The sequence below is a fragment of the Pseudoalteromonas sp. SR43-5 genome (genome assembly GCF_014163835.1).
Classification (GTDB): domain Bacteria; phylum Pseudomonadota; class Gammaproteobacteria; order Enterobacterales; family Alteromonadaceae; genus Pseudoalteromonas; species Pseudoalteromonas distincta.
In genome coordinates this window covers 125,341-144,910 of sequence record NZ_JACJEA010000007.1, presented here as the reverse complement: position 1 = coordinate 144,910, position 19,570 = coordinate 125,341, and the positions used below count along the sequence as shown (strand labels likewise).

General features: G+C 39.4%; 18 protein-coding genes. 6 read left to right on the top strand and 12 right to left on the bottom strand.

All coding sequences use genetic code 11. The features are described from left to right. Positions 1–257: 257 nt before the first annotated feature. The 3 genes from H5090_RS06165 to H5090_RS06155 are packed head-to-tail and all read right to left on the bottom strand — an operon-like array spanning position 258 to position 2,529. Positions 258–593 (bottom strand): DUF3325 domain-containing protein, encoded by a 336-nt coding sequence (locus tag H5090_RS06165; protein WP_182695294.1) that lies wholly within the window; start codon positions 591–593, stop codon positions 258–260. After that, entirely contained in the window at positions 590–2,191 is a 1,602-nt protein-coding gene (locus H5090_RS06160) for a PepSY domain-containing protein (protein ID WP_182695293.1), read from the bottom strand. Before H5090_RS06160 ends, H5090_RS06165 begins: the two co-directional genes overlap by 4 nt. Next, entirely contained in the window at positions 2,188–2,529 is a 342-nt protein-coding gene (locus H5090_RS06155) for a hypothetical protein (protein ID WP_182695292.1), read from the bottom strand. The genes H5090_RS06160 and H5090_RS06155 overlap by 4 nt, the downstream gene beginning before the upstream one ends. A gap of 227 nt (positions 2,530–2,756) precedes the next feature. Between H5090_RS06155 and H5090_RS06150 the strand changes: the two genes are divergently transcribed. The 3 genes from H5090_RS06150 to H5090_RS06140 all read left to right on the top strand — a co-directional run bounded on the left by H5090_RS06150 (position 2,757) and on the right by H5090_RS06140 (position 4,810). Then, the gene (locus H5090_RS06150) at positions 2,757–3,113 is read left to right on the top strand and encodes a VOC family protein (protein WP_024595859.1); all 357 of its coding nucleotides are present in this window, start codon (positions 2,757–2,759) and stop codon (positions 3,111–3,113) included. 150 nt (positions 3,114–3,263) lie between these two features. Then, positions 3,264–3,845, top strand: coding sequence for a uracil-DNA glycosylase family protein (locus H5090_RS06145; protein WP_138490136.1), 582 nt, complete (start codon positions 3,264–3,266; stop codon positions 3,843–3,845). 86 nt (positions 3,846–3,931) lie between these two features. Further along, a complete protein-coding gene (locus H5090_RS06140) occupies positions 3,932–4,810 on the top strand; it encodes a bile acid:sodium symporter family protein (protein ID WP_165723796.1) in 879 nt (292 codons plus the stop codon). Positions 4,811–5,128: 318 nt separating this feature from the next. Here the strand turns inward: H5090_RS06140 and H5090_RS06135 are convergent, their stop codons facing one another. Continuing rightward, the gene (locus H5090_RS06135; protein ID WP_182695291.1) at positions 5,129–6,778 is read right to left on the bottom strand and encodes a cell surface protein; all 1,650 of its coding nucleotides are present in this window, start codon (positions 6,776–6,778) and stop codon (positions 5,129–5,131) included. A gap of 72 nt (positions 6,779–6,850) precedes the next feature. Further along, positions 6,851–8,317, bottom strand: coding sequence for a dGTPase (gene dgt / locus H5090_RS06130; protein ID WP_182695290.1), 1,467 nt, complete (start codon positions 8,315–8,317; stop codon positions 6,851–6,853). 162 nt (positions 8,318–8,479) lie between these two features. Here dgt and H5090_RS06125 point away from each other — a divergent pair, with 162 nt between their 5' ends. Further along, positions 8,480–9,700: an alkaline phosphatase family protein gene (locus tag H5090_RS06125; protein ID WP_182695289.1), complete on the top strand. Its 1,221-nt coding sequence runs from the start codon at positions 8,480–8,482 to the stop codon at positions 9,698–9,700. 89 nt (positions 9,701–9,789) lie between these two features. Here the strand turns inward: H5090_RS06125 and H5090_RS06120 are convergent, their stop codons facing one another. Together H5090_RS06120 and H5090_RS06115 are read right to left on the bottom strand one after the other, a co-directional pair. Beyond that, complete coding sequence (locus H5090_RS06120) at positions 9,790–10,533, bottom strand: zinc-dependent metalloprotease family protein (protein WP_002959157.1); 744 nt, start codon at positions 10,531–10,533, stop codon at positions 9,790–9,792. A 120-nt stretch (positions 10,534–10,653) separates the two neighbouring features. Then, positions 10,654–11,358 (bottom strand): hypothetical protein, encoded by a 705-nt coding sequence (locus H5090_RS06115; protein ID WP_182695288.1) that lies wholly within the window; start codon positions 11,356–11,358, stop codon positions 10,654–10,656. Positions 11,359–11,736: 378 nt separating this feature from the next. Between H5090_RS06115 and H5090_RS06110 the strand changes: the two genes are divergently transcribed. Further along, positions 11,737–12,894: a benzoate/H(+) symporter BenE family transporter gene (locus H5090_RS06110; protein WP_182695287.1), complete on the top strand. Its 1,158-nt coding sequence runs from the start codon at positions 11,737–11,739 to the stop codon at positions 12,892–12,894. A gap of 113 nt (positions 12,895–13,007) precedes the next feature. Here H5090_RS06110 and H5090_RS06105 read toward each other — a convergent pair whose 3' ends face one another. From H5090_RS06105 to H5090_RS06085, 5 genes are all read right to left on the bottom strand, one after another. Beyond that, positions 13,008–14,057: a DUF2955 domain-containing protein gene (locus tag H5090_RS06105; RefSeq protein WP_024595851.1), complete on the bottom strand. Its 1,050-nt coding sequence runs from the start codon at positions 14,055–14,057 to the stop codon at positions 13,008–13,010. Positions 14,058–14,067: 10 nt separating this feature from the next. After that, positions 14,068–15,132 (bottom strand): HlyD family secretion protein, encoded by a 1,065-nt coding sequence (locus H5090_RS06100; RefSeq protein WP_165723799.1) that lies wholly within the window; start codon positions 15,130–15,132, stop codon positions 14,068–14,070. An 8-nt stretch (positions 15,133–15,140) separates the two neighbouring features. Continuing rightward, positions 15,141–15,608: a MarR family transcriptional regulator gene (locus H5090_RS06095; protein WP_024595849.1), complete on the bottom strand. Its 468-nt coding sequence runs from the start codon at positions 15,606–15,608 to the stop codon at positions 15,141–15,143. A 133-nt stretch (positions 15,609–15,741) separates the two neighbouring features. Further along, positions 15,742–16,626 (bottom strand): spermidine synthase, encoded by an 885-nt coding sequence (locus H5090_RS06090; protein WP_165723800.1) that lies wholly within the window; start codon positions 16,624–16,626, stop codon positions 15,742–15,744. Next, positions 16,619–17,242, bottom strand: coding sequence for a fused MFS/spermidine synthase (locus tag H5090_RS06085; RefSeq protein ID WP_039488814.1), 624 nt, complete (start codon positions 17,240–17,242; stop codon positions 16,619–16,621). The genes H5090_RS06090 and H5090_RS06085 overlap by 8 nt, the downstream gene beginning before the upstream one ends. A gap of 168 nt (positions 17,243–17,410) precedes the next feature. Here H5090_RS06085 and H5090_RS06080 point away from each other — a divergent pair, with 168 nt between their 5' ends. Beyond that, positions 17,411–19,492: a TonB-dependent siderophore receptor gene (locus H5090_RS06080; protein WP_182695286.1), complete on the top strand. Its 2,082-nt coding sequence runs from the start codon at positions 17,411–17,413 to the stop codon at positions 19,490–19,492. Positions 19,493–19,570 lie beyond the last annotated feature (78 nt).

Genomic DNA, 19,570 nt, shown 5'->3' with positions numbered 1-19,570 from the left:
AATCGCGGCGCGAGGTTTGTAACCTAGTGGGCTAAGTAAAAACCGAGCAACAAAGAGTTAATCGTCCCTAGAAAGAACCCAAAGGGCAGCGCATGTTTGGTATTTATGCTGCGTTATCGCCTATTTATGGGGAATAACCACACTACATAGGCTCTGCCTTGCCTAAATACCAAACAGTCTGCTGCAAATTCACCCACCAAAGATCAACACGCCCTAATCTATGAGAAAATAACGGATCACGTTTTTACTAACTAAGGCTAGTTTAATGCTAAAAACAACCCACTTAGTACAACTAACACGCTATTTAAAACACTAAACCACTTCACGTAGCCTACTAAAAAATTATAAAAAACCATTATAATTAAGACACTTAGGCTCATAAATCCGCAAAATAGTAATGCACCATATCCATCTTGAGTAACTATACAAAGCACCAAGCTTAGTAAAATACTGATCCAAGCAGCTAATAGCAGCTTTTTACGTTGGGATTCTGTAGGGCGTTTTTTAAATACATCTTTAAAATGATTATACTTAGCCAGCGCAAAACAGTTAAAACTGAGCAGGCATAGGCTAAACCCAAGTAAATCAATCATGGTTTTTGCCTTTTAAGGTTATTAGATTGACTAGGGCTGATTATTTTTGAGTTGTTTTTAGCAGTACGTAATTTTTCGGTTTGTATAAAAAACAATATACTAAATAACAAAAACAGTGCATCAAAAGTAAATAAAGCCCACTGTTTGTGCATCAAATAGCTAACTAGATTACCGTTAGTTGTAAGGGCATTAATAACCGGTACGCTAAAACATGCAGCAGCATTTATAGCTGCCATAACTCGCCATTGCAGCCTATCTCGTTTTAAAAGGGCAATAACAGCCACTGCTAGCCATGTTAAAAAGAACGCGAGTATTTCTTTATCGGCGCGCTCTGCGGTAGTTGAGCTAAGTAGTCTGTTAGCAATAAAAAATGCACACGTTGCCAGTGGAAGTCCCATAATAGTGGCTAGGTTTAACCCCTCAACTAGTTTTAAACCAAACGAAGGTTTAACGTTATTTTTAGTTCGCTCGCGAATTCGCTTAGCCCACATAATACAGCCAGAGCCAATCATTACACAGCCTGCAATACCGCCTAATACGTATAACCAACGCAGTAACCACGTAGCTAAACGCCCTGTATGCATTGAATTAAGTGATTCGTAAAGCGCTTTGCTGCTAGTTAGCTCGTCATCAGTTTTAGCGACCATTTGCCCTGTAGCACCACTAAATATTAAGCGTGGTGCTTGGTCACGTAGTGTTTTACCTGCGCTTACCAATACGGTAATTGTTGAAGCTGCCATATTTGGTTGGTTAACTTGTACGCGAGTAATATCTGCATGAGGCCACTTAGTATAAACCTGATCTAAAATGCGTTGTATTGGCACCATTGGCAATTCGCCTTGGGCTTTATCGGTCATGGTATTGCGAGGTGTTACATCGTTAAAAAAGCCACGCATGCCGTCATCATAAGACGTTTGCGCAGGGTAGGGAAACAACATAAATATAAGTGTAATTATACCCGTGTAAGTAATCATTAAATGAAAAGGAAGGGCAAGCACAGAGCTTAAGTTATGGGCATCTAACCATGTACGGCTACCTTTGTTACGCCTAAAGCTAAACATATCTTTAAAAATACGCTTATGAATAACCACCCCCGATATAATGGCAATCAGCATAAAAAAGCTAGCAAAGCACACAATCCAGCGTGCGGTTATTGCATCCATGTAATGTAAATCATAGTGCAGCCGATAAAAAAAGTTACCGCCTTTAGTATCTACAAAGGGCTCAAGCTCTTGCATGGTATTAGGGTTTAGCTGTGTGTTTTCAAACCGGCTGCGGCGCTGGCCTGGCTCTTTTGGTTTTGCATAACCATAAATTAAATAAGGAATACGCGGCTCGGGTAATGTAATACGCCAGCTTGATGAGTGAGCTCCATGGCTAGCTAAGTAATCAAATCCGGTAATTATTTGTTGTTTTTGCGCTTCTATACGCTGTGTTTGGGCTTGCACATTATGAATGGCTGGTTGATTCCACAACGTTATTTCGTCTCTAAAAAAGCTAAGAGTCCCTGCAAAAAATATTAAATATAATAACCAACAAACGAGTAACCCTACCCAAGTGTGCAACCAAGTCATCGATCTGAAAAAGCTGTCTTTCATACCCAACCCTTCAGTAATGCAAGCAATCCTATGAACGCTCCTGTACTTAGTAAAATACTGATCCATACTGTTTTTAATGATTTAACGCTAAAAGCATAAATAAATACAACGGCATAAATTAAAATGCTGATTGAAACACTAAACAGCACAGCGTCTTGTTTAGCTATTGGCAATACAAAACTTAATAACGCAGTGCTTGCAGAGGTAAAAGCATAGCCACCAATTATGGCAATAAAAAAACGTAAAAATACCAAAACTCGATAACTGCTTACGCTTTTTACTATAAGCGCAATCACGTTAACCTTATCGAATGGCGCACTTTGCAAAGGTGCCTGCATAGTTAATTAATCCCTTTATTTTGAGCTGAGGATAAAACAAAGGCGCTATTATATATGTTACAAATACAAAAGATAGTTATTCTCATTTGTGATATTTAATTTTTAAGTAAGTTATGCTTACTTAATTACTTAGTAAAATACTGATCTGATATTGTTTAATGATATTGCACAGGCTCTATGTAAAGCTTAAGGTTAATAAACTGAGTAAAAATAAAGAGTGAATAACGATGAGCGATCACGAAAAACTAAATTACGTTGAGTTTCCTGCATGCGACTTACCCGCAACTAAGGCCTTTTTTAGTCGTGTATTTAATTGGCAGTTTACTGACTACGGCCCAGAATACACGGCGTTTAGTGGCCAAGGGCTCGATGGTGGCTTTTTTAATGCGCCGCTTAAATCGCTAACTCAAAACGGTGCTGCGCTATTGGTTTTTTATAGTAATGACATTCACGCCACGTATAGAAAAGTACAACTCCATGGTGGCACAATATTAAAACCTATTTTTGAATTTCCGGGTGGTTGCCGGTTTCATTTTGCAGAGCCAAGCGGCAATGAATTTGCTGTATGGGCCGAGCAACGCTAGGTTTTACAAGGCTTGTAGCGCGAATGAGCTTAAAGATCACGATTTTACTAACTAACGCTCGTTTTAATTAAAATAAACCGATTTTTTACCAACTCATTTATCCTAAATGGCCATTTAGGATAAATATTAAGCATTTAAGGCCAAATAAACATGAATAGTCACCAATTAATAGAGCAAGTTAGTAAATGCGTGATCTGTGAACCTCATTTACCTTTAGGGGCTCGTCCTGTTATACAATTTAACCCAAACGCACGTATTTTAATTGCAGGGCAAGCACCTGGAATCAAAGTTCACGAAACAGGTGTGCCGTTTAACGATGCAAGCGGAAACCGCCTGCGAGAATGGCTTGGGCTAACACGTGATGAATTTTACGACGCTAATAATATAGCCATTTTACCTATGGGCTTTTGCTACCCGGGTAGGGGGAAGTCGGGTGATTTACCACCGAGAAAAGAATGTGCGCCTGCATGGCGCGAGCAATTATTGGCTGCACTACCAAATATTGAGCTGACAATAGTGCTTGGTAAATACGCGCAGGCGTATCATTTACCAGAGACTAAAAAAATGCCACTTACGGAGTTAGTAAAATCGTGGCGTGAGTATTGGCCAAATTATTTAGTGCTTCCACATCCGAGTCCGCGTAATAATATATGGCTTAAAAAGAACCCATGGTTTGAACAAGATGTACTTCCAGAACTAGATAAGCACGTGGCTGCTATTTTAAATAAGTAATACTTCTAGCTATTGTAAAGGGGCGTTACAGTTAACTTAAAAATTAACACTCTAATTAAAAACAATAACAAACGAGGCTGTCTAATTTGAATGCATCTATATTAACTGAAGTAATACTTCCACTCGCCCTTGCACTTATTATGTTTGGTATGGGTCTTGGGCTCACAACAACCGATTTTACTCGTTTATTTAAAAGCCCGCTTGGCATTGTCATGGGTTTAATAGGCCAACTTGTAGCAATGCCTTTATTAGCATTAGGGCTGTGTTATTTACTAAACCTACCAACGCCTATCGCTATTGGTTTAATGATATTAGCTGCTTGCCCCGGCGGTACTATGTCAAATGTAGTAAGCCAGCTTGCTAAAGCTAATTTAGCGCTTTCGGTAAGTTTAACAGCTGCCTCTACCGCAATTAGTATAATAACCACACCGTTTATTATTGGCTTTGCTATGAGTCAGTTTGCCCCAGCAGACGATGCTACTTTTTCTATTTTAACTACTTCATTAGGGCTATTTTTTATTACCTTAGTGCCAGTTGCTATAGGCATTTGGTTGCGTCACTTTAAAAGTGATTTTGCCATTAAAGCAGAGCCGTTTTTTAGACGCTTCTCGTTGTTTTTTATGCTTATGATGATTGCCGCACTAGTAATAAAAGAGCGCGATTTATTAGTTAGCTCATTTAACAACGTATTTTGGGCGTGCATAGCGCTTAATATTGGTTCAATGGTTGTTGGTTGGTTAATTGCTAAGTGTTCAAAATTAAATTTAACTGATTCGCTGACGCTTTCAATTGAGGTTGGAATTCAAAATGCATCGTTAGCTATTTTAATCGCTATTAGCTTTTTAAATAAACCAGAATACGCAGTTACCGGTGGCGTGTATGGCCTTGCCATGTTTATAGGACCACTGCTATTAATTGGCGGGTTAAAGCTTAAAAATAAACGTACCGCTAGGGCTGTTAACTAGGACTTTTAATTAGGGCATGTTGACCAAGTTACTTTAATTTATGGCTGCGGATAACGTAGCCTTAAACTCAAGTCTAAAAATACCACCAGTTAAATGTATGCTCTGCACTCATCGCGCCAACAAGTTGTAAGCTTATAAAACACTCTCAAGCTTGAATATTGCGCCAGGCGCTGAACTTGCTCGCGCAAGGAGCGAAGCTCCTAATTACTAAAGCGCATTTTAGGATGGGATAAGAGTGTAAGTAATACGGTAAAAAAGCAGTTAATTATTTAGTTACTAAAACAGCGCCTCAAATATGAGGCGCTACTTTAAAACTTACTATTTGGTTTGCATGTTTTTAGCGCGTTCTTCTGCATCTATTAATGCTTGCGATTTAGGCGCGCGTTTTTTCTCTTCTATTTTGGGTTTTTCAGTTGAGTCAGGATCCCAGCTTGAGTCTAACGATAAGTTAGCAAATGGATTGTTACTGTCTGCTTTTTTAGGCTCACTTTGTGGCTCATCAACTGGCGGTGTTGTTTGTGCTTGCTCAGGTGTTGAGCTTTGTTTTTTAGGCATCGGCTTTTCACCAGGTAATGGTGCATCTGGGTTAAATGTACGTACCTCTGGTTCTTTAAAGTCTTGCTCTGTTGTATATGTAGTCGATTGAGCGTCAGCTATTTGCTCTGGTGCGTGTAAATCTACAACCGGCTCACTCGCTGTTACTGGCTCAGGAGTACTAATAACCGGCTCTACAGTGTTGTGTTCGGCTTCTATTGGCGCAGGCTCCGTTACTTGCGCTGTATGGTGCTTACGTTGTTTTTTTACAGGCTTTGCATCTGGATCAAAGTCGCGTACTTCTGGCTCATTAAAGCTGCTGGCATTTTTAATACGCTCTAAGGTTGTTTTTGCTGCTGCTTCAAACTCGGCGGTATTAGGCTCAGGTTTTTGCTTTACTTCGTTAAACGTAGCGGTACTTGTTTGCTCTAAAGTATCAATTGAGTTAAGCGGTGTAGGCTCAATTTCGCTTGTTTGCACTTGTGTAGCTACGTTGTTTTGCTCATCTGAAATTTGCGGTGGTGTATGTTCAATATCAGCATTTTGTGTAGTGTTCGTAGGCTCTAAAGGCTCTTCATTTGCCTCTACGCTGCTCTCAACTGGTTTATTATTTTGAGTTACTTCGTTGATGACGACAGGCTCAATCTCTGGCTCTTTTGTTGTTTTAGTTTCAGGTTTCACTGGCGTAGCAATTTTTTCTGATTTAACTTCAGGTGGAGCCGCCATAGTAGGTTCTGCCATCGCTTTACTTTGTTTTGCACGGCGCAGGCGCACGACGACCATAGCGCCAATAAGTACCACTATAACAAGTATTAAAGTGGGTAAAAGTAACGAGCTTGGGCTTTGTGCTATAGGTTGCGGCGCAATTACAGGCGCTGGTTTAGTTAACACCGGTGCTGGTTTTACAAGTACAGGATTTTCAGGCGTAGGTTGAACGTTTTGCTCTGGCGTCGCAGGTTTTACTTGCTCTATTGCGGCTTCGTTTTTTTGCTCTGTAACTACTTGCTCGGGTACTGCTTTTGTTGGCTCTGCATCAATTAGTATTTCGTTACTGTTGGTATTTAGCTGATCGTTAATTTGTTGTTTTTGATCATTAGTTAAATTAAGGGTTTGCTTGTTGATGCTTTCTTTAACAGCTTCTTCAGTAGGTTTAATTACAGGGGCAGGTTCAACAATTTTAGGTTGTGGCTGAGTAATAATGGCTGGCTCTGGCTCTATTATTTGGGGCTTAGGTTGTGCTTGAATTTCTTTTGGCTTATTACAGTTATTTTTGTAATCACGCGCAGCTTTACGGTATTTTTGACTCGCTTTATTATTACTATTTTGCTGCATTTCTTGTTTAATTAAAATGCACATAGCTTCGTTGTATGCAGCACTTTGCGCACTATAAAATAAGGCAAAGCAAAGGGTAAATCTAATTAGTTTTGATATCATGAAGTTATGCGCGCTTAAATATTAATAGTTTGATTTTAAGCGCAAAATTAAAAATTATCCAGAGTAATACGACTAATCAATAACCATAAGGCTGCGATATTCATCGTAAGCAAATTGGTCGGTCATACCGCTTATATAATCTTGAATTAATCTACAGCGATAATAAAATTCATACGCCGCAAAGTGATCGGGCTCTTCTTGCATCGCATCTATTGCGTGTTGGTAACTGTTTAAGTGCTTTTTAGAGAGCTTTTTAACAAGTCGCGACTCTATTAATAAACGTGAATCGCCATTTAGAGCGCGCCTAAAGTCATCGCTGTTCAATTGCAGTAGCGGTTTGTAGCAATCGAGTAAGCCATTAATTATTCTATAACCTTGCAGCTCTAATTTTTCGACTTCTTTATTTGAAAAAACATGCTCAAGTGCCACTTGCTTTAGCATTTTGGTTACAGCGTGTAGATGGCTTCTATCTTCTAAAAGTGCTTGGTTAAAATCGCCATGATAAATAGGTTCTATGTTCTCAATAAAGCGTTTTGCAGCATGTCCAACTAGCGGATGTAAAAGTGCTACGCGCAGGTATATAAAAAATTCGCTGTTAAAATTATACGGTTGTGATTTGGCGCGTTCATGTGCGTAGTCAACTGCTTTATCTACAAAAGTTTGGTGCTCTGTGTCGTCTATTGTTAGGTTTATGAGTGCCTTTTTATAATGACTTTTAAGCTGTGTACATAAGAATTCGGTGCTTATGATCCCTTTTTCAACAGCATCCTCTATATCGGCTAGGCAATACGAAATGTCGTCGGCGGCTTCCATTATGTAACTTGCAGGATGGCGGCAGTAAGGCTCAATAGTGAGCTCTTTTTGTAGCGCTTCAACAAAGTTTTTTTCGCTGTAGTAGTAACCCACTTTTTTCATTAAGTAGTTTTTATTTTGGGGTATGTCTTTTACATCAAGCCCAGCAGGGCGAGTGTATTTTAAAATACCAGCACTTTGGCTGTAAGTTAAATTAAGCGTTTGCAACGAATGAATTATACGTATGCCTTGAGCGTTGCCTTCAAAGTTACAAATATCAAGCGCAAGGTGTTTAAAAACAACACCTATACCGGTATTGGGCTCTTTGCAGCGCTCGGGTGTTACACTTGCTAGGTTGTTATTAAACCAGTGGTTTATTGCAGCTTCGCCAAAATGTCCAAACGGTGGGTTGCCTATATCGTGCATTAGGCAGGCCATTTCTACTAAGCTTTCCAGGGGGCGTTCTAGGTCGGTTAAGCCGTAATCTTTTTGTTGTTGGTAGCTTAAATTTGCAAAAATACGTTGCACTATAAAACGACCAACCTGTTGTACCTCAAGCGAGTGAGTTAAGCGCGAACGAACAGCTGCGTTACGCTCAAGGGGAAACACTTGGGTTTTTTGCTGAAGCCTGCGAATAGCGGCACTGTTAATAATCCGGCCACGGTCGCTTTCTAGCGCCATTTGTAAGTTAGAGGTTGTGCGATACATTCGTGCTGGCGTTATTTTTTTACTAAAATCTATGGTCATCTTTATACTTATCCTTTTTACAATTGATGACTGGCATAGTTTTTAGCACATAGTCATTTGTCTTTAATATACAGGGTTTAATCTATCAGTTTGTATCATAAAGTAACAACTTGCTTTAAAATAATTTTTTGAGTAATTGTTGTGCATTTATAGGTGTTTATAATGAAACAGTGGATTTTAAAGGCAGTATCAATTTGCCTAATGTTAGGAATGAACAGCGCATTTGCTGCAAAAGAGCAAACTGTGGTGCTTGTATCAATTGATGGCCTGCGTTGGGATTATATTGAAAAACACGGCGCACCAAATTTAAAAGCAATGGCCGAGCGCGGTGTTCGCGCACAAAAACTAATACCTGTTTATCCGACTAAAACGTTTCCTAACCATATTTCTATTATTACGGGCTTACTGCCAGTAAATCATGGCATTGTTGATAATAGCTTTTGTGATAAAGCGCGTAAAAACGACTGTTACAGCATGGGCAAAGCATTGGGCGATAGCACTTGGGTGAAGGGGATTCCGCTTTGGAATTTAGCAAAAATGCAGGGGCTTAAATCGGCTACTTATTTTTGGCCTGAGTCAGATGCATTATTTAACGGCATGACACCAGATTACTTTTATCACTATTCTAAATACAGCGATTACCAAAGCCGTGTTGATCAAATTATTCAATGGTTAAGTTTGCCAAAAGCACAGCGCCCACGTTTTATTGCGAGTTACTTTTCGCTAGTTGATAGCATGGGGCATGAGTTTGGACCAGACGCACCACAAACGCGAGATGCAGTTAAACAGCTTGATGAATTAATGGGGCAATTACAAACTCGCTTAAGTAAATTAGAGCAAGAGGTAAACTTAGTTATTGTCTCGGATCATGGTATGGCGAGTATAGATCCAGATAAAAGCATTGATGTAACCACACTGCCTCAAGATGAAAACTTTTTAGTTAAAAACACCGGTCCACGTTTACTCATATACACTCAACCCGATGCAATAAATGCTGATATAGCCGGCTATAAAGCTCGTTTACAAAAAGCAGCAAACGGTCGTTATACAGTATTAACTGACGAGCAGTTAGCAGCGTACCATTACAATAAAGGCACTCGTGTAGGCGATATTGTGGTGCAAACTACAGCGCCAGCGGTATTTACCAATGGTAAAAAACCAACCTATTTAGGGACTCACGGTTATGCATATACCGAGGATATGGCAGCATCATTTCTTGCTGTAGGCCCTGCATTTAAACAAGGTGTAAGCCTTAAAGAAGTGAGTAACCTTGATATTTACCCAGTACTTGCAAAAGTGATGGGGCTTAAATTGTTAAATAAAGTAGATGGCAATGGTAAAACATTAATGCCAGCAATTAAGCAAAAAGTGGTTGTGCATTAGCTTAATTTATAAGAGCGCGTAAGCGCTCTGCAGGGAAGAACATGTTAAAACTTTAAAGTGGGCTATTTAGCCACTTTTTAATGCGCTACTTATTTAAAGTTAGCAATACTTGTTTTTGTAGCAGTAACCGTGCGAATTGCATACGCTTGGTTTGTAATACCAAATGCAATACCGTTTACACTCCAGTTAGGGTTAGAGAAGTAATCGTACTGAGTTGCACTACCGTAAACGTGCGGGTAAGCCATAATACTTGCAAACTCATTTTGTACGCCATGACCCATGCCATCTACATATACACCGCCAGATGTGTCACCTTGTTTGCGTGAATGCGCTAAACCTTGGTTATGACCAAGTTCGTGTACAAATGTAGTTGCACCACAATCAATTGCAGTGATTGAGTACATACGGCTGCTCATTGAGCTATATAGATTGCCATTAGTGCCTTGGCCAACCCATGCTAAACCACATGAAATAAGCCCATTGCCAGCACTTTGGCCAGTACCTAATACGGCAATCATGTCGGCTTTCCAATCGCTGCGTAAACCATCTACGTAGCTGCTATTTGTAACCGAATCTAACCAATCCTCAGACGGCGTTACTGCGTAGTCACCTAAGTTTTGTTTGCCAGCTAAGCGTAGTGTTATATCAACGCCATTTTGGCTATATACCTGATTACTAAAAGCAATTAGTTGATTTATTTTAGTGTCAATATTACTAGTTGCAGCAGCTGATTGGTCGGTATATAAAATACCGATATCGATTGTTTCTGCTTGTGCAACACTTGCTGCACATAATGCCGCAGCCAGTGCGGTTGTTGTGATTACTTTTTTCATTATTGTATTTCCTTACTCTTGTTGTGGTTGGAACTGTTTTTAACTTGGTTGAGATCATAAAAAGCAGACACACTAAAGCTGCCTTATAGTGCGGCTTTAATTGCTTTTTATACTTTTTGGTTAGCCATCAATTTTTGGTGCAAATATATCGATGCTTTTATCTGATTTGGGCTTTGGTGCGGTTACTTCATGCTCTATGTGGCTTTTATATAAATCGCGTTTTGCTGCAATCCATCCGTACTTACCTTTACTTTCGAATACATAGTTGCCAGAAGGTGCAGTAAATTGGCCATATACGGCATCTTTACCTACTGTTAAAACGGTATTATGCATGCGACCGTCAACACCCACTATTTTACCAAATATGCTCTTATCGCCATTTTCAGACTCAACCACATTAGTCACTTCTGCGGTGAATGTTTCGGCTGTTTGCGGAATAGCTAAATCAAAGTTTTCGCCAGTCTCTAACGCCTGTAAAGAATTTAAATCAAACTCAATATAGGCCTCGTTATGTAAGTCGGTAGGTAAAACTTTTGCGTTTATAAGCACTTGCTTTGCTTTGTCTGATAGGCGATTTACGGCATCAAATTCTTCAAACGGTAAGTTGTTGTCAGGGGCAGCAATGGGTTTAACAGTAATTGGATCTTTACTCATATCAATAGGTGCAGGGGGATGCGTATTGCGCGTTTTTTGTAAATCAATAGGAACAAAATCAATAGCAACAGGCGCGATAGGTTCGCCCGTTTCATCTGCATTAAAAAATAGCCCATAAACTGCAAATGCCGATAATGGTATAGCAATTAGTAAGACGACAGATCTCTTCATTTGTTTCTCTTTTAGTGTTTTTGGTTAACTATTTGTTACGTTTTATATTATTAAATGGATTAGATCAAGATAATAAATGTAACCGAAAAGAATTATTTCTTAATTTTATAATTCCTTATAAAATATAAGGATATTTATTTTTGGTGTGTTTTTTGCTCTTTTTAGTATTGGTTTTTAGTAGTGTTTACGCGGGCTTTGGCGCAGTTGTAGGTACTTGTTTGTTTAGTTAAATACAATGGTTAAAAGTGACTTTTTGACGTTAATTACAATGAAAAATAAAAAGTGAATTTATTTCATCTTTTGTAAACCAATCGCTAATTGCAATGTAATTATTGGGCACGTATGTTGTGAGCTGCATAAATGCATTACGAGGAATTTATGAAGGTGTCTGATCAGTTGCTTAACCGAATTACAGCAGGACTTGTGGCTGTAATTATTGGTTTTTCGAGTTCTATTGCATTAATTTATCAGGTAGTGATAACCCTTGGTGGTACGCCCGATTTAGTAGCTAGTTGGATTTTAATGCTCGGTTTAGTGATGGGCACAACGTCAATTGGTTTATCGTACTATTACAAAGTACCTGTTTTAATTGCGTGGTCTACCACGGGAGCTGCATTACTTATTTCAAGTGCCCAAGGGTATAACTTAAATGAGGCTATTGGCGCGTTTATGCTCAGTGCATTGCTCGTGTTTTTGTCGGGGGTTACGGGCTGGTTTGAAAAAATAATGAACCGTATTCCAAGTGAGCTTGCATGCGCCATGTTGGCCGGCGTGCTTGTTACCTTTGGTATCGATGTGTTTAATTTTATGAACGACATGCCTTTAGTAATTGGTTTAATGGTCGTTATGTACTTTATTGGTAAACGCTTTTTTGCCCGCTTTGCTATGTTAAGCGTGCTTATTATAGGTGTATTACTCGCTTGGCAAATGGGCCATATTGATACCAGCGCGCTGCACTGGAAAATGAGCGAATTTGCTTATATTGAACCCGATTTCCACTTGCAAGCATGTATTAGTATAGGTTTACCACTTTATATAGTTACCATGACTTCGCAAAATTTACCGGGTATTGCGGTTTTAAAAGCACATAAATATAAAGCGCCTATATCTGCATCTCTTAATGTTACTGGCTTTGTAAATATGCTTAGCGCTCCTTTTGGAGCCTACTCTATTAATTTAGCCGCGATTACCGCAGCTATATGTATGAGTGATGAGGCGGATAAAAATCATGATAAACGTTATTGGGCGAGTATAGCGGCTGGCGTATTTTATATTTTAATGGCGTTGTGCGCAGCTACATTAGTTGGCTTGGTAGCAAGTTTACCCCAGGCACTTATTTTAGCTTTGGCGGGCATTGCGCTATTTGGCACCATTGCTAATAGTTTGCAGCAAGCCCTTAGTCGTACTGAATATACTGAGGCCGCAATAGTCACTTTTTTAGTAACTGCATCTAACTTAACATTACTTTCAGTGGGGTCTGCTTTTTGGGGGATTATAGCGGGTGTGCTAACGCTTATTATCACCAGGAAAGACTAAAAACTGTGAATATGTAAAGCGAAATTATTGCTCATATAGATGATTAAAATAGTTTAACCAAGCTTATTAAAAAGGCTGCAATTGCAGCCTTTAGTTTTACAAACAGGGTTTACCTAATCATAAGTATGATGGCGAGTTACGCTAAACCGATTAAGTATATGGTGCATAACATACACAACACATAAGCTTAAGATTATAGCCACAGATACCGAACTAAACCGGTACATTGCACTATAAACAAGATCTTGGCCTGGCCCGAGTGAATTTCCAAACAAAATACCAAATGTAGTCAATACACCAAAACCAATGCCAGGTATGCCTCCGCCTAAAATATGAAAGCGCGCAAAAACAAACGAAAGTATCCATAAAATAGCCATCGGAAAAAGTAAAAAATCAGAGTGACTATACAAAAATAGTTGCGATAGTAACGCTGCATTACAGCCTATAAGCGTTCCAATTGCTCGCTGCCAACCGGCCATACCTGCGGCTTTCCAGCACAACGAAAATAAAATAAGCACAGAAGCTGCCTGCGCAGATATTGAGTCTTGTAAATCAAGAACCTGAAAAACAACAAAAGAGAGCGTAGCCACGGTTGAGCATAACAATACCTCATGGCGAATACTTTCTTTTGCTTTAGCTGGCATTACTCGCCCGGGCCTTGCGGTTACATCAGGAAATAGGCCATGCATTAATGCTCCAATAATAACGGTTAAAAATATAGCCAAACCATTAGTTAAAATTAATGGATAAATACTGCTTCCTTGATCAACATAGCTGGAAAAATGCAGCTGAATAGAAAGACTGATCACGCCTAAAGCGCCAAATAAAAAGGCACTACCGCTACTCATTTTATGAAATAAAAAGCAGAAAACACCAAACACTAACAATGTCATAACGACTGGTAAGTGAGAAAATAATCCCTGCATTATCAGCACTATAAGTGCGCTAAATGCAGCAGATGCTATAAATTGATTTATAAGCCCACGACTTAACGTAGGTACCATGCCCAATATCAACATAGGATAAACGGTAAAAAATATACCATTGGGCCAGTTCATTAATTCACTAATAGTAAAGCCAAGGGTACACCCACCTGCAATGCGCAGTGCTTGGCGAAGGCCATTGGAGTCTAATTGTGGGCCTTGGCTAACAATTTGAGTCATAAAGCCTCCATTAATAAATGTAGTGTAACCAGCTAATAAACCTGATTTGTGCAGAGCCAAACCATTGCCCAATTGTTGATTCTGGTAATAATTGTACTGTTGCACGTGAGCCACTAGGCATGTTTGCTATTAAGTCTTGATGATTAATGAGCTTTAAGTGAATGCGTTGACGCTGTGCATCACGCACCCAACGATTACTGGTTTCTGTTGTACTTAGTAAACCATTAGCACTAAGTTGACCACTGCTAACACCTGCTTCAAATGTTTCAAGTATTGCGTCGTAAACTTCACCTGGACGGCTATCAAATACTACGCGCGCTTGGGTGCCTTGCTTCATATTTGTGAGTGACTTTTCTCTAAAGTCGGCAACTAAATCTGCCTTTTTAGCAACAATAGCTAATAACGGGCTGCCTGCAACTGCGTATGCGCCGTTTAATAATTGTAAATTAGCAACTACGCCGTCACTTAATGCGCGCACTTTTGTGTAGGATAAATTTAGCTCAGCTTGCGCTAACTGGTTAGCAGCGTGGCGCATGGCTAAGTTTTTGTTCCCTGAGTCACCTCTAGCTAAAACCGCTTCAGCTAACTGCGCTTCAAGGGCTGCAACATTTGCTTTACTCGCTTCAAAATTAGCACGAATGCTTTCAAGTTCTTGCTCCGATATAGACTTTTGCTTATAGAGCTTTTCGCCTCTGCTTTTTAATAGTTTTTGCTCATGCTGTTTAGCGTTTGCAGCACTTATTTGTGCCTCAAGCGCTTTAACATTGGTATCAAGGCGTTTATTTTGTAATTTGGCATCATCAAGGGCGAGTTGAGCTTGTTCTTTAGCTAAATTATATGGGCCTTCATCGATACTAAATAATATATCGCCTGCTTTAACTGATTGGTTATTACTAACTTGCACACTAGTGACTCGGCCACTAATTTGCGGTGATATTTGCACAACAGGGTGATAAACACGTGCTTGTGGTGTCACAGGCAAAACCATATCGGCCACTAAATAGTAAATAAATACTAAGATAAACCCTATGAGAGAAAACCTTACATAGCGTGCAAACTTTTGATCCGGTGTCATTTTTAGCCTTACTTATTAACTTGAATACATTTAAGGGCGTTTTGCTCTATTTTGATCAAACCAAATGCAATCGCATCTAGTTGCTCAACAGATAAACCGCTGTATAACTGATTTTTTATATCGGAAATAGTCTCTTGCAATGAATGTAAAATGGCATCACTTTGCTCAGTAAAATAGAGTCTTTTACTGCGCTTATCATGTTTGTCTACACGGCGAACAATTAACGATTGCTCCTCTAATTGCTTAAGCGTACGAGTCAATGAAGGCATTTCTATCCCTAAGCTATTAGCAAGCTCAAGTTGTGTTAGTCCCTCACCACGCATACTAATATGCATTAATGCAGTCCAGCGCGATTGAGTAAGCCCTAAAGGCTCAACTGCAATGGTTACCGCTTCGCGGCATAAGCGATGAACTCGGCCCATATTACCGATAACAGTTAAATCGAGTGTTTCGTGAAAAGGTTTGTGTGTAGGCATAGCCATCCGAACATAGTTAGCAAGCTAACTATTTTATCATTACTTAGCTTGCTAAGTAAATATATGAAAGAGTGGGAAATGGTAAAATATTTGCTAAACCTCACTTGTAGAAATGGTGAGGTTTAGCAGGAGTTTAAAAGTTAAGTAAATTAGCAGGGGAGTATTGATCGGTAAGTACTTTTGTATTTGCGGGCCAATCTTGGTCGTTTTTAGTAAATTGCATAAATTGGCTAATCGCTTTTATGTCTATACCGTATTTTACTAATTTAGGGGCGAGAGCATTTACACGCGTGTTAATTTGCGCTTCGCTCGGCATTGATTTAAGTCCCGCTAAAATAATACGATTACTACGATTTTCGCGACTTACATTTATAAAGTCGCCAAATACAGCGTGGTAAGTTGCCGACTCATGCTGATAAAGTTTACTACTTGAAAACGTATTTGCAGCTATAACACCGCCTTCGGCTAATACGCTTTGTACTTCTTCAAAAAACTCTTTAGTAAGCAAATGCTCCGGAATATAGTCGCCGTTAAATGCATCCAAAATAATCCAATCGTACTTTTGTTTTTTAATTGCGGCACGTTTTATAAAAATACGGCCATCTTGCACGCTTGATGTCACTAAATCGTTTTCTATAAAGTTAAAGTAATCGCGTGCAACTTTAGTTACTGCGGGATCTATTTCAACATTATGAATTTTTGCAGTGGGGTATAGCTCATGAATAACGTTAGAAAGCGTACCGCCTCCTAATCCTATAATAAGTACATTTTTAGGGTTATCGGCTACTAAAAGGCTCGCAAAAGTAAGTTTAGTGTAATTAAAAACAAGTTTGTCGGGATTGTTCTTATACATACAGCTTTGGCTTGTTTGGCTACTTTTAGTATTAAATTTAAGGCAACGTAAGTCGCTCGTTTCTTCAACAATAATATTGCGATAAAGCGAGCGCTCTTCGTGGATAACTTTACTGCACGCAAAACCCGAAAATGCAATTAACGGCAGTAGTAAATATTTAAGCATGAGCAAGCTCCTTATTATTAGCCAAGGTATTAATTACAATCGCGACTAAACCCAGTGACCCAAGCGTTAGAGCAAAGGCGCTAATAATAGTATTTACGTCAAACGCGAGTACAAAGTAAAACGAGGTAATTATAGTACCCAGTGCACTGCCAAGCGTACTTACAAAGTATAAACGCCCAGCCACTTGGCCGCTTTTATCGCTATCGGTTACCAGTAAGCGCACAGAGTAGGGCGAGATCATGCCTAAAATAACGGTAGGTATAAAAAATAGTGCGGTTGACGCTAAGAGCGAGCCGTAGCGGCTATCTTCAATATGGGTAAATATAAATTCCATTATTGGCTGCGAAAATAATGTAATAGGCACCACCATAATGCTGGCTATTAAAAATATTAAACCATATTTGGTAAGTGATGCATTTTTAGTGCTGAGTTTACCGCCAAGTAAATACCCAAAAGATAAACTAAGCATAAATACTGTAATTATACTGCCCCAAATATGTACGCTACTACCAAAAAAAGGGGCGAGAATTCTCCCTCCTAAAAGTTCAATCCCCATAATGCAAAAACCGCTGCAAAAAGCTAAAAAGTAAATTAACGCGTTTGTTTTTATGCTCATGTAATTATCGTTATGTAACTTAAGTAGAACACTATACTAACGTGATGACACGGCAGTCGCTAGTGCATTAATTAATCGCTCAGTGATTTTTTAAAAAGAAGTTTTGTTATAAAGTAACACATGCTACAATTTTGTTATACTATAACACTTGCTTAGTTAATCAATCACATGAAGTACTCTTTAATTTATTTAGCCTGCCTAGGAATTAGTGCGCCCAGTATTGCCCAAGATCAAAAAGAAGAAATCGAAAAAATATCTGTCACTTATAAACAAGCTTATCGCGGTGATATTCCTCAAAAGCAAATGCCACAATCTATAGTTAGTATTAATAGTGCTGAGCTTAATAAAAAAGGAATTACTCAACTACAAGATGCGCTTGATTTTTCAGCTAGTATTTCACGTAAAAACAATAGCGGTGCATTGTGGGATAGCTTTTCTATTCGTGGCCTTTCGGGTAACGAAAATATGCCATCGGGCTATTTAGTTAATGGCTTTAGCGGTGGGCGTGGTTTTAGCGGCCCGCGTGATGTATCTAGCATTGATTACATTGAAGTACTAAAAGGCCCAGGCTCAGCACTTTATGGGCGATCAGAGCCAGGCGGGACTGTAAATATTGTAACTAAAAAGCCACAGTTTGATTCACAAGGTGAGCTAAAACTAAGCTTAGGCAGCGACAGTTTTAATCGCGTTGAAGGCGATTACACCAGCGGCATTAACGATACCACCGCGTTTAGAATAAATGGCGCATGGCAAGATAGTGACAGCTACCGCGATGAGGTATACACCAATAAAAAGGTGATTACGCCGTCTATTTATCATCAAATAAACGCATCGACCAGTGTAACTTATGAGTTTGAATACGTAGATTTAGCTCAGCTATTCGATCGTGGTATTGTTGTACTCGATAACGATTTTGACACCGTACCAAGCACGCGCTATTTGGGTAACCCAAACGATGGAGACACGCAGGTTTACTCTCGAGGCCACCAAATTACGCTTAACCACGATATTAACGACGAATGGTCACTCGTTGTAGGTGCAAATTATCGAGACTCTAGCTTAACGGGTTTTTCGTCAGATGCAGAACTTGCACCGTCACGCCAATCGTTATTTGACGATGGCCGCACACTTACCCGCCAGCAGCGCTATCGCGACTACGAAGTAGAAGATTTAAGTGTAAAGTTTGAAGTTAGCGGACGTTTAGATACAGCCGGCATTACGCATCATTTATTAATAGGTATTGATGCATATAAATACGATTTGCGCACGGCGCTTTCTCGTTATCGTGGCGGTAATGGCACTTATACTATTGATATTTTTGAGCCTGATTATTCTGGTGAACGTCCTGCTGTTTCGCTACTTTATGAAAATGATGAAGAGCAAAACGCTTACGGTATTTACATTCAAGATCAAATGGATATCACTGATAAGTTTAAACTTTTACTTGGCCTTAGATTTGATAGCGTAGACCAAGATATTTTAGAAACCAACAGCGGTGTATTTTCAACCAGTTCTGAGAGCCAAATAAGCCCACGCGTTGGCGTAGTGTACGAACTAAATAATACAATAACCTTTTACAGCAGTTACTCTGAAGGCTTTTTACCACTGAGCGGTACTGATGCAAACGGCGACCCGTTTGGCTTTGAGTACAGCGACTCGTTTGAAGTTGGTGCTAAGTTTGAATACCTAGGTGTAAACGGTACTGTGGCACTTTTTGATGCTTCTAAAAGTAATATGTTAGTGGCAGATCCAGTAAACGTTGGTTTTTCGGCTCCCATTGGTAAAGCTGATAGCAAAGGGTTTGAGCTTGATTTAAATACCTATATTACCGATGCAACAGCATTTAACTTATCGTACGCCTATATAGATGCCACCACAGCAAACGACATTATTAATGCCGATTGGGGCGTGCCAATAGAAAAAGGCAGCCCACTGGTAAATGTACCAAAAAACAATCTAAACCTTACACTTAGCCATCAAACAGCATTAATGGGTAAAGAGCTTGAATTTGGTGCAAGTTACCAATATACCAGCAGCCGCCTAGGTGATGCCGCAGATTTGAGCTTTAGACTACCAAGTTACCAATTGGTCGGCCTGTTTGGTCAATTAAATTTAACAGATAAAACAGAGCTAAATGTGAGCATTAATAACATTTTTAATGAAGACTACGCTCAAAGTAGTTACAACGCTTTGTGGGTTTATCCGGGGGCGCCTACGCAATTTAAAATGTCGATAGCTTATAATTTTTAATAGCTTAGCTTATTAAGCCTTTAAACAGTTTTCATCCTGAAGCGCCTTAATTTAATAATTAAGGCGCTTTTTTATTTA

Bases quoted from the DNA above. Each gene is read 5' to 3' on its own strand.
- H5090_RS06160 (WP_182695293.1), bottom strand. From the start codon at position 2,191: ATGAAAGACAGCTTTTTCAGATCGATGACTTGGTTGCACACTTGGGTA.
- H5090_RS06110 (WP_182695287.1), top strand. From the start codon at position 11,737: ATGAAGGTGTCTGATCAGTTGCTTAACCGAATTACAGCAGGACTTGTG.
- H5090_RS06095 (WP_024595849.1), bottom strand. From the start codon at position 15,608: ATGCCTACACACAAACCTTTTCACGAAACACTCGATTTAACTGTTATC.
- H5090_RS06125 (WP_182695289.1), top strand. From the start codon at position 8,480: ATGAAACAGTGGATTTTAAAGGCAGTATCAATTTGCCTAATGTTAGGA.
- H5090_RS06145 (WP_138490136.1), top strand. From the start codon at position 3,264: ATGAATAGTCACCAATTAATAGAGCAAGTTAGTAAATGCGTGATCTGT.
- H5090_RS06100 (WP_165723799.1), bottom strand. From the start codon at position 15,132: ATGACACCGGATCAAAAGTTTGCACGCTATGTAAGGTTTTCTCTCATA.
- H5090_RS06105 (WP_024595851.1), bottom strand. From the start codon at position 14,057: ATGACTCAAATTGTTAGCCAAGGCCCACAATTAGACTCCAATGGCCTT.
- H5090_RS06150 (WP_024595859.1), top strand. From the start codon at position 2,757: ATGAGCGATCACGAAAAACTAAATTACGTTGAGTTTCCTGCATGCGAC.
- H5090_RS06090 (WP_165723800.1), bottom strand. From the start codon at position 16,626: ATGCTTAAATATTTACTACTGCCGTTAATTGCATTTTCGGGTTTTGCG.
- H5090_RS06135 (WP_182695291.1), bottom strand. From the start codon at position 6,778: ATGATATCAAAACTAATTAGATTTACCCTTTGCTTTGCCTTATTTTAT.
- H5090_RS06080 (WP_182695286.1), top strand. From the start codon at position 17,411: ATGAAGTACTCTTTAATTTATTTAGCCTGCCTAGGAATTAGTGCGCCC.
- H5090_RS06165 (WP_182695294.1), bottom strand. From the start codon at position 593: ATGATTGATTTACTTGGGTTTAGCCTATGCCTGCTCAGTTTTAACTGT.
- H5090_RS06115 (WP_182695288.1), bottom strand. From the start codon at position 11,358: ATGAAGAGATCTGTCGTCTTACTAATTGCTATACCATTATCGGCATTT.
- H5090_RS06085 (WP_039488814.1), bottom strand. From the start codon at position 17,242: ATGAGCATAAAAACAAACGCGTTAATTTACTTTTTAGCTTTTTGCAGC.
- dgt (WP_182695290.1), bottom strand. From the start codon at position 8,317: ATGACCATAGATTTTAGTAAAAAAATAACGCCAGCACGAATGTATCGC.
- H5090_RS06120 (WP_002959157.1), bottom strand. From the start codon at position 10,533: ATGAAAAAAGTAATCACAACAACCGCACTGGCTGCGGCATTATGTGCA.
- H5090_RS06155 (WP_182695292.1), bottom strand. From the start codon at position 2,529: ATGCAGGCACCTTTGCAAAGTGCGCCATTCGATAAGGTTAACGTGATT.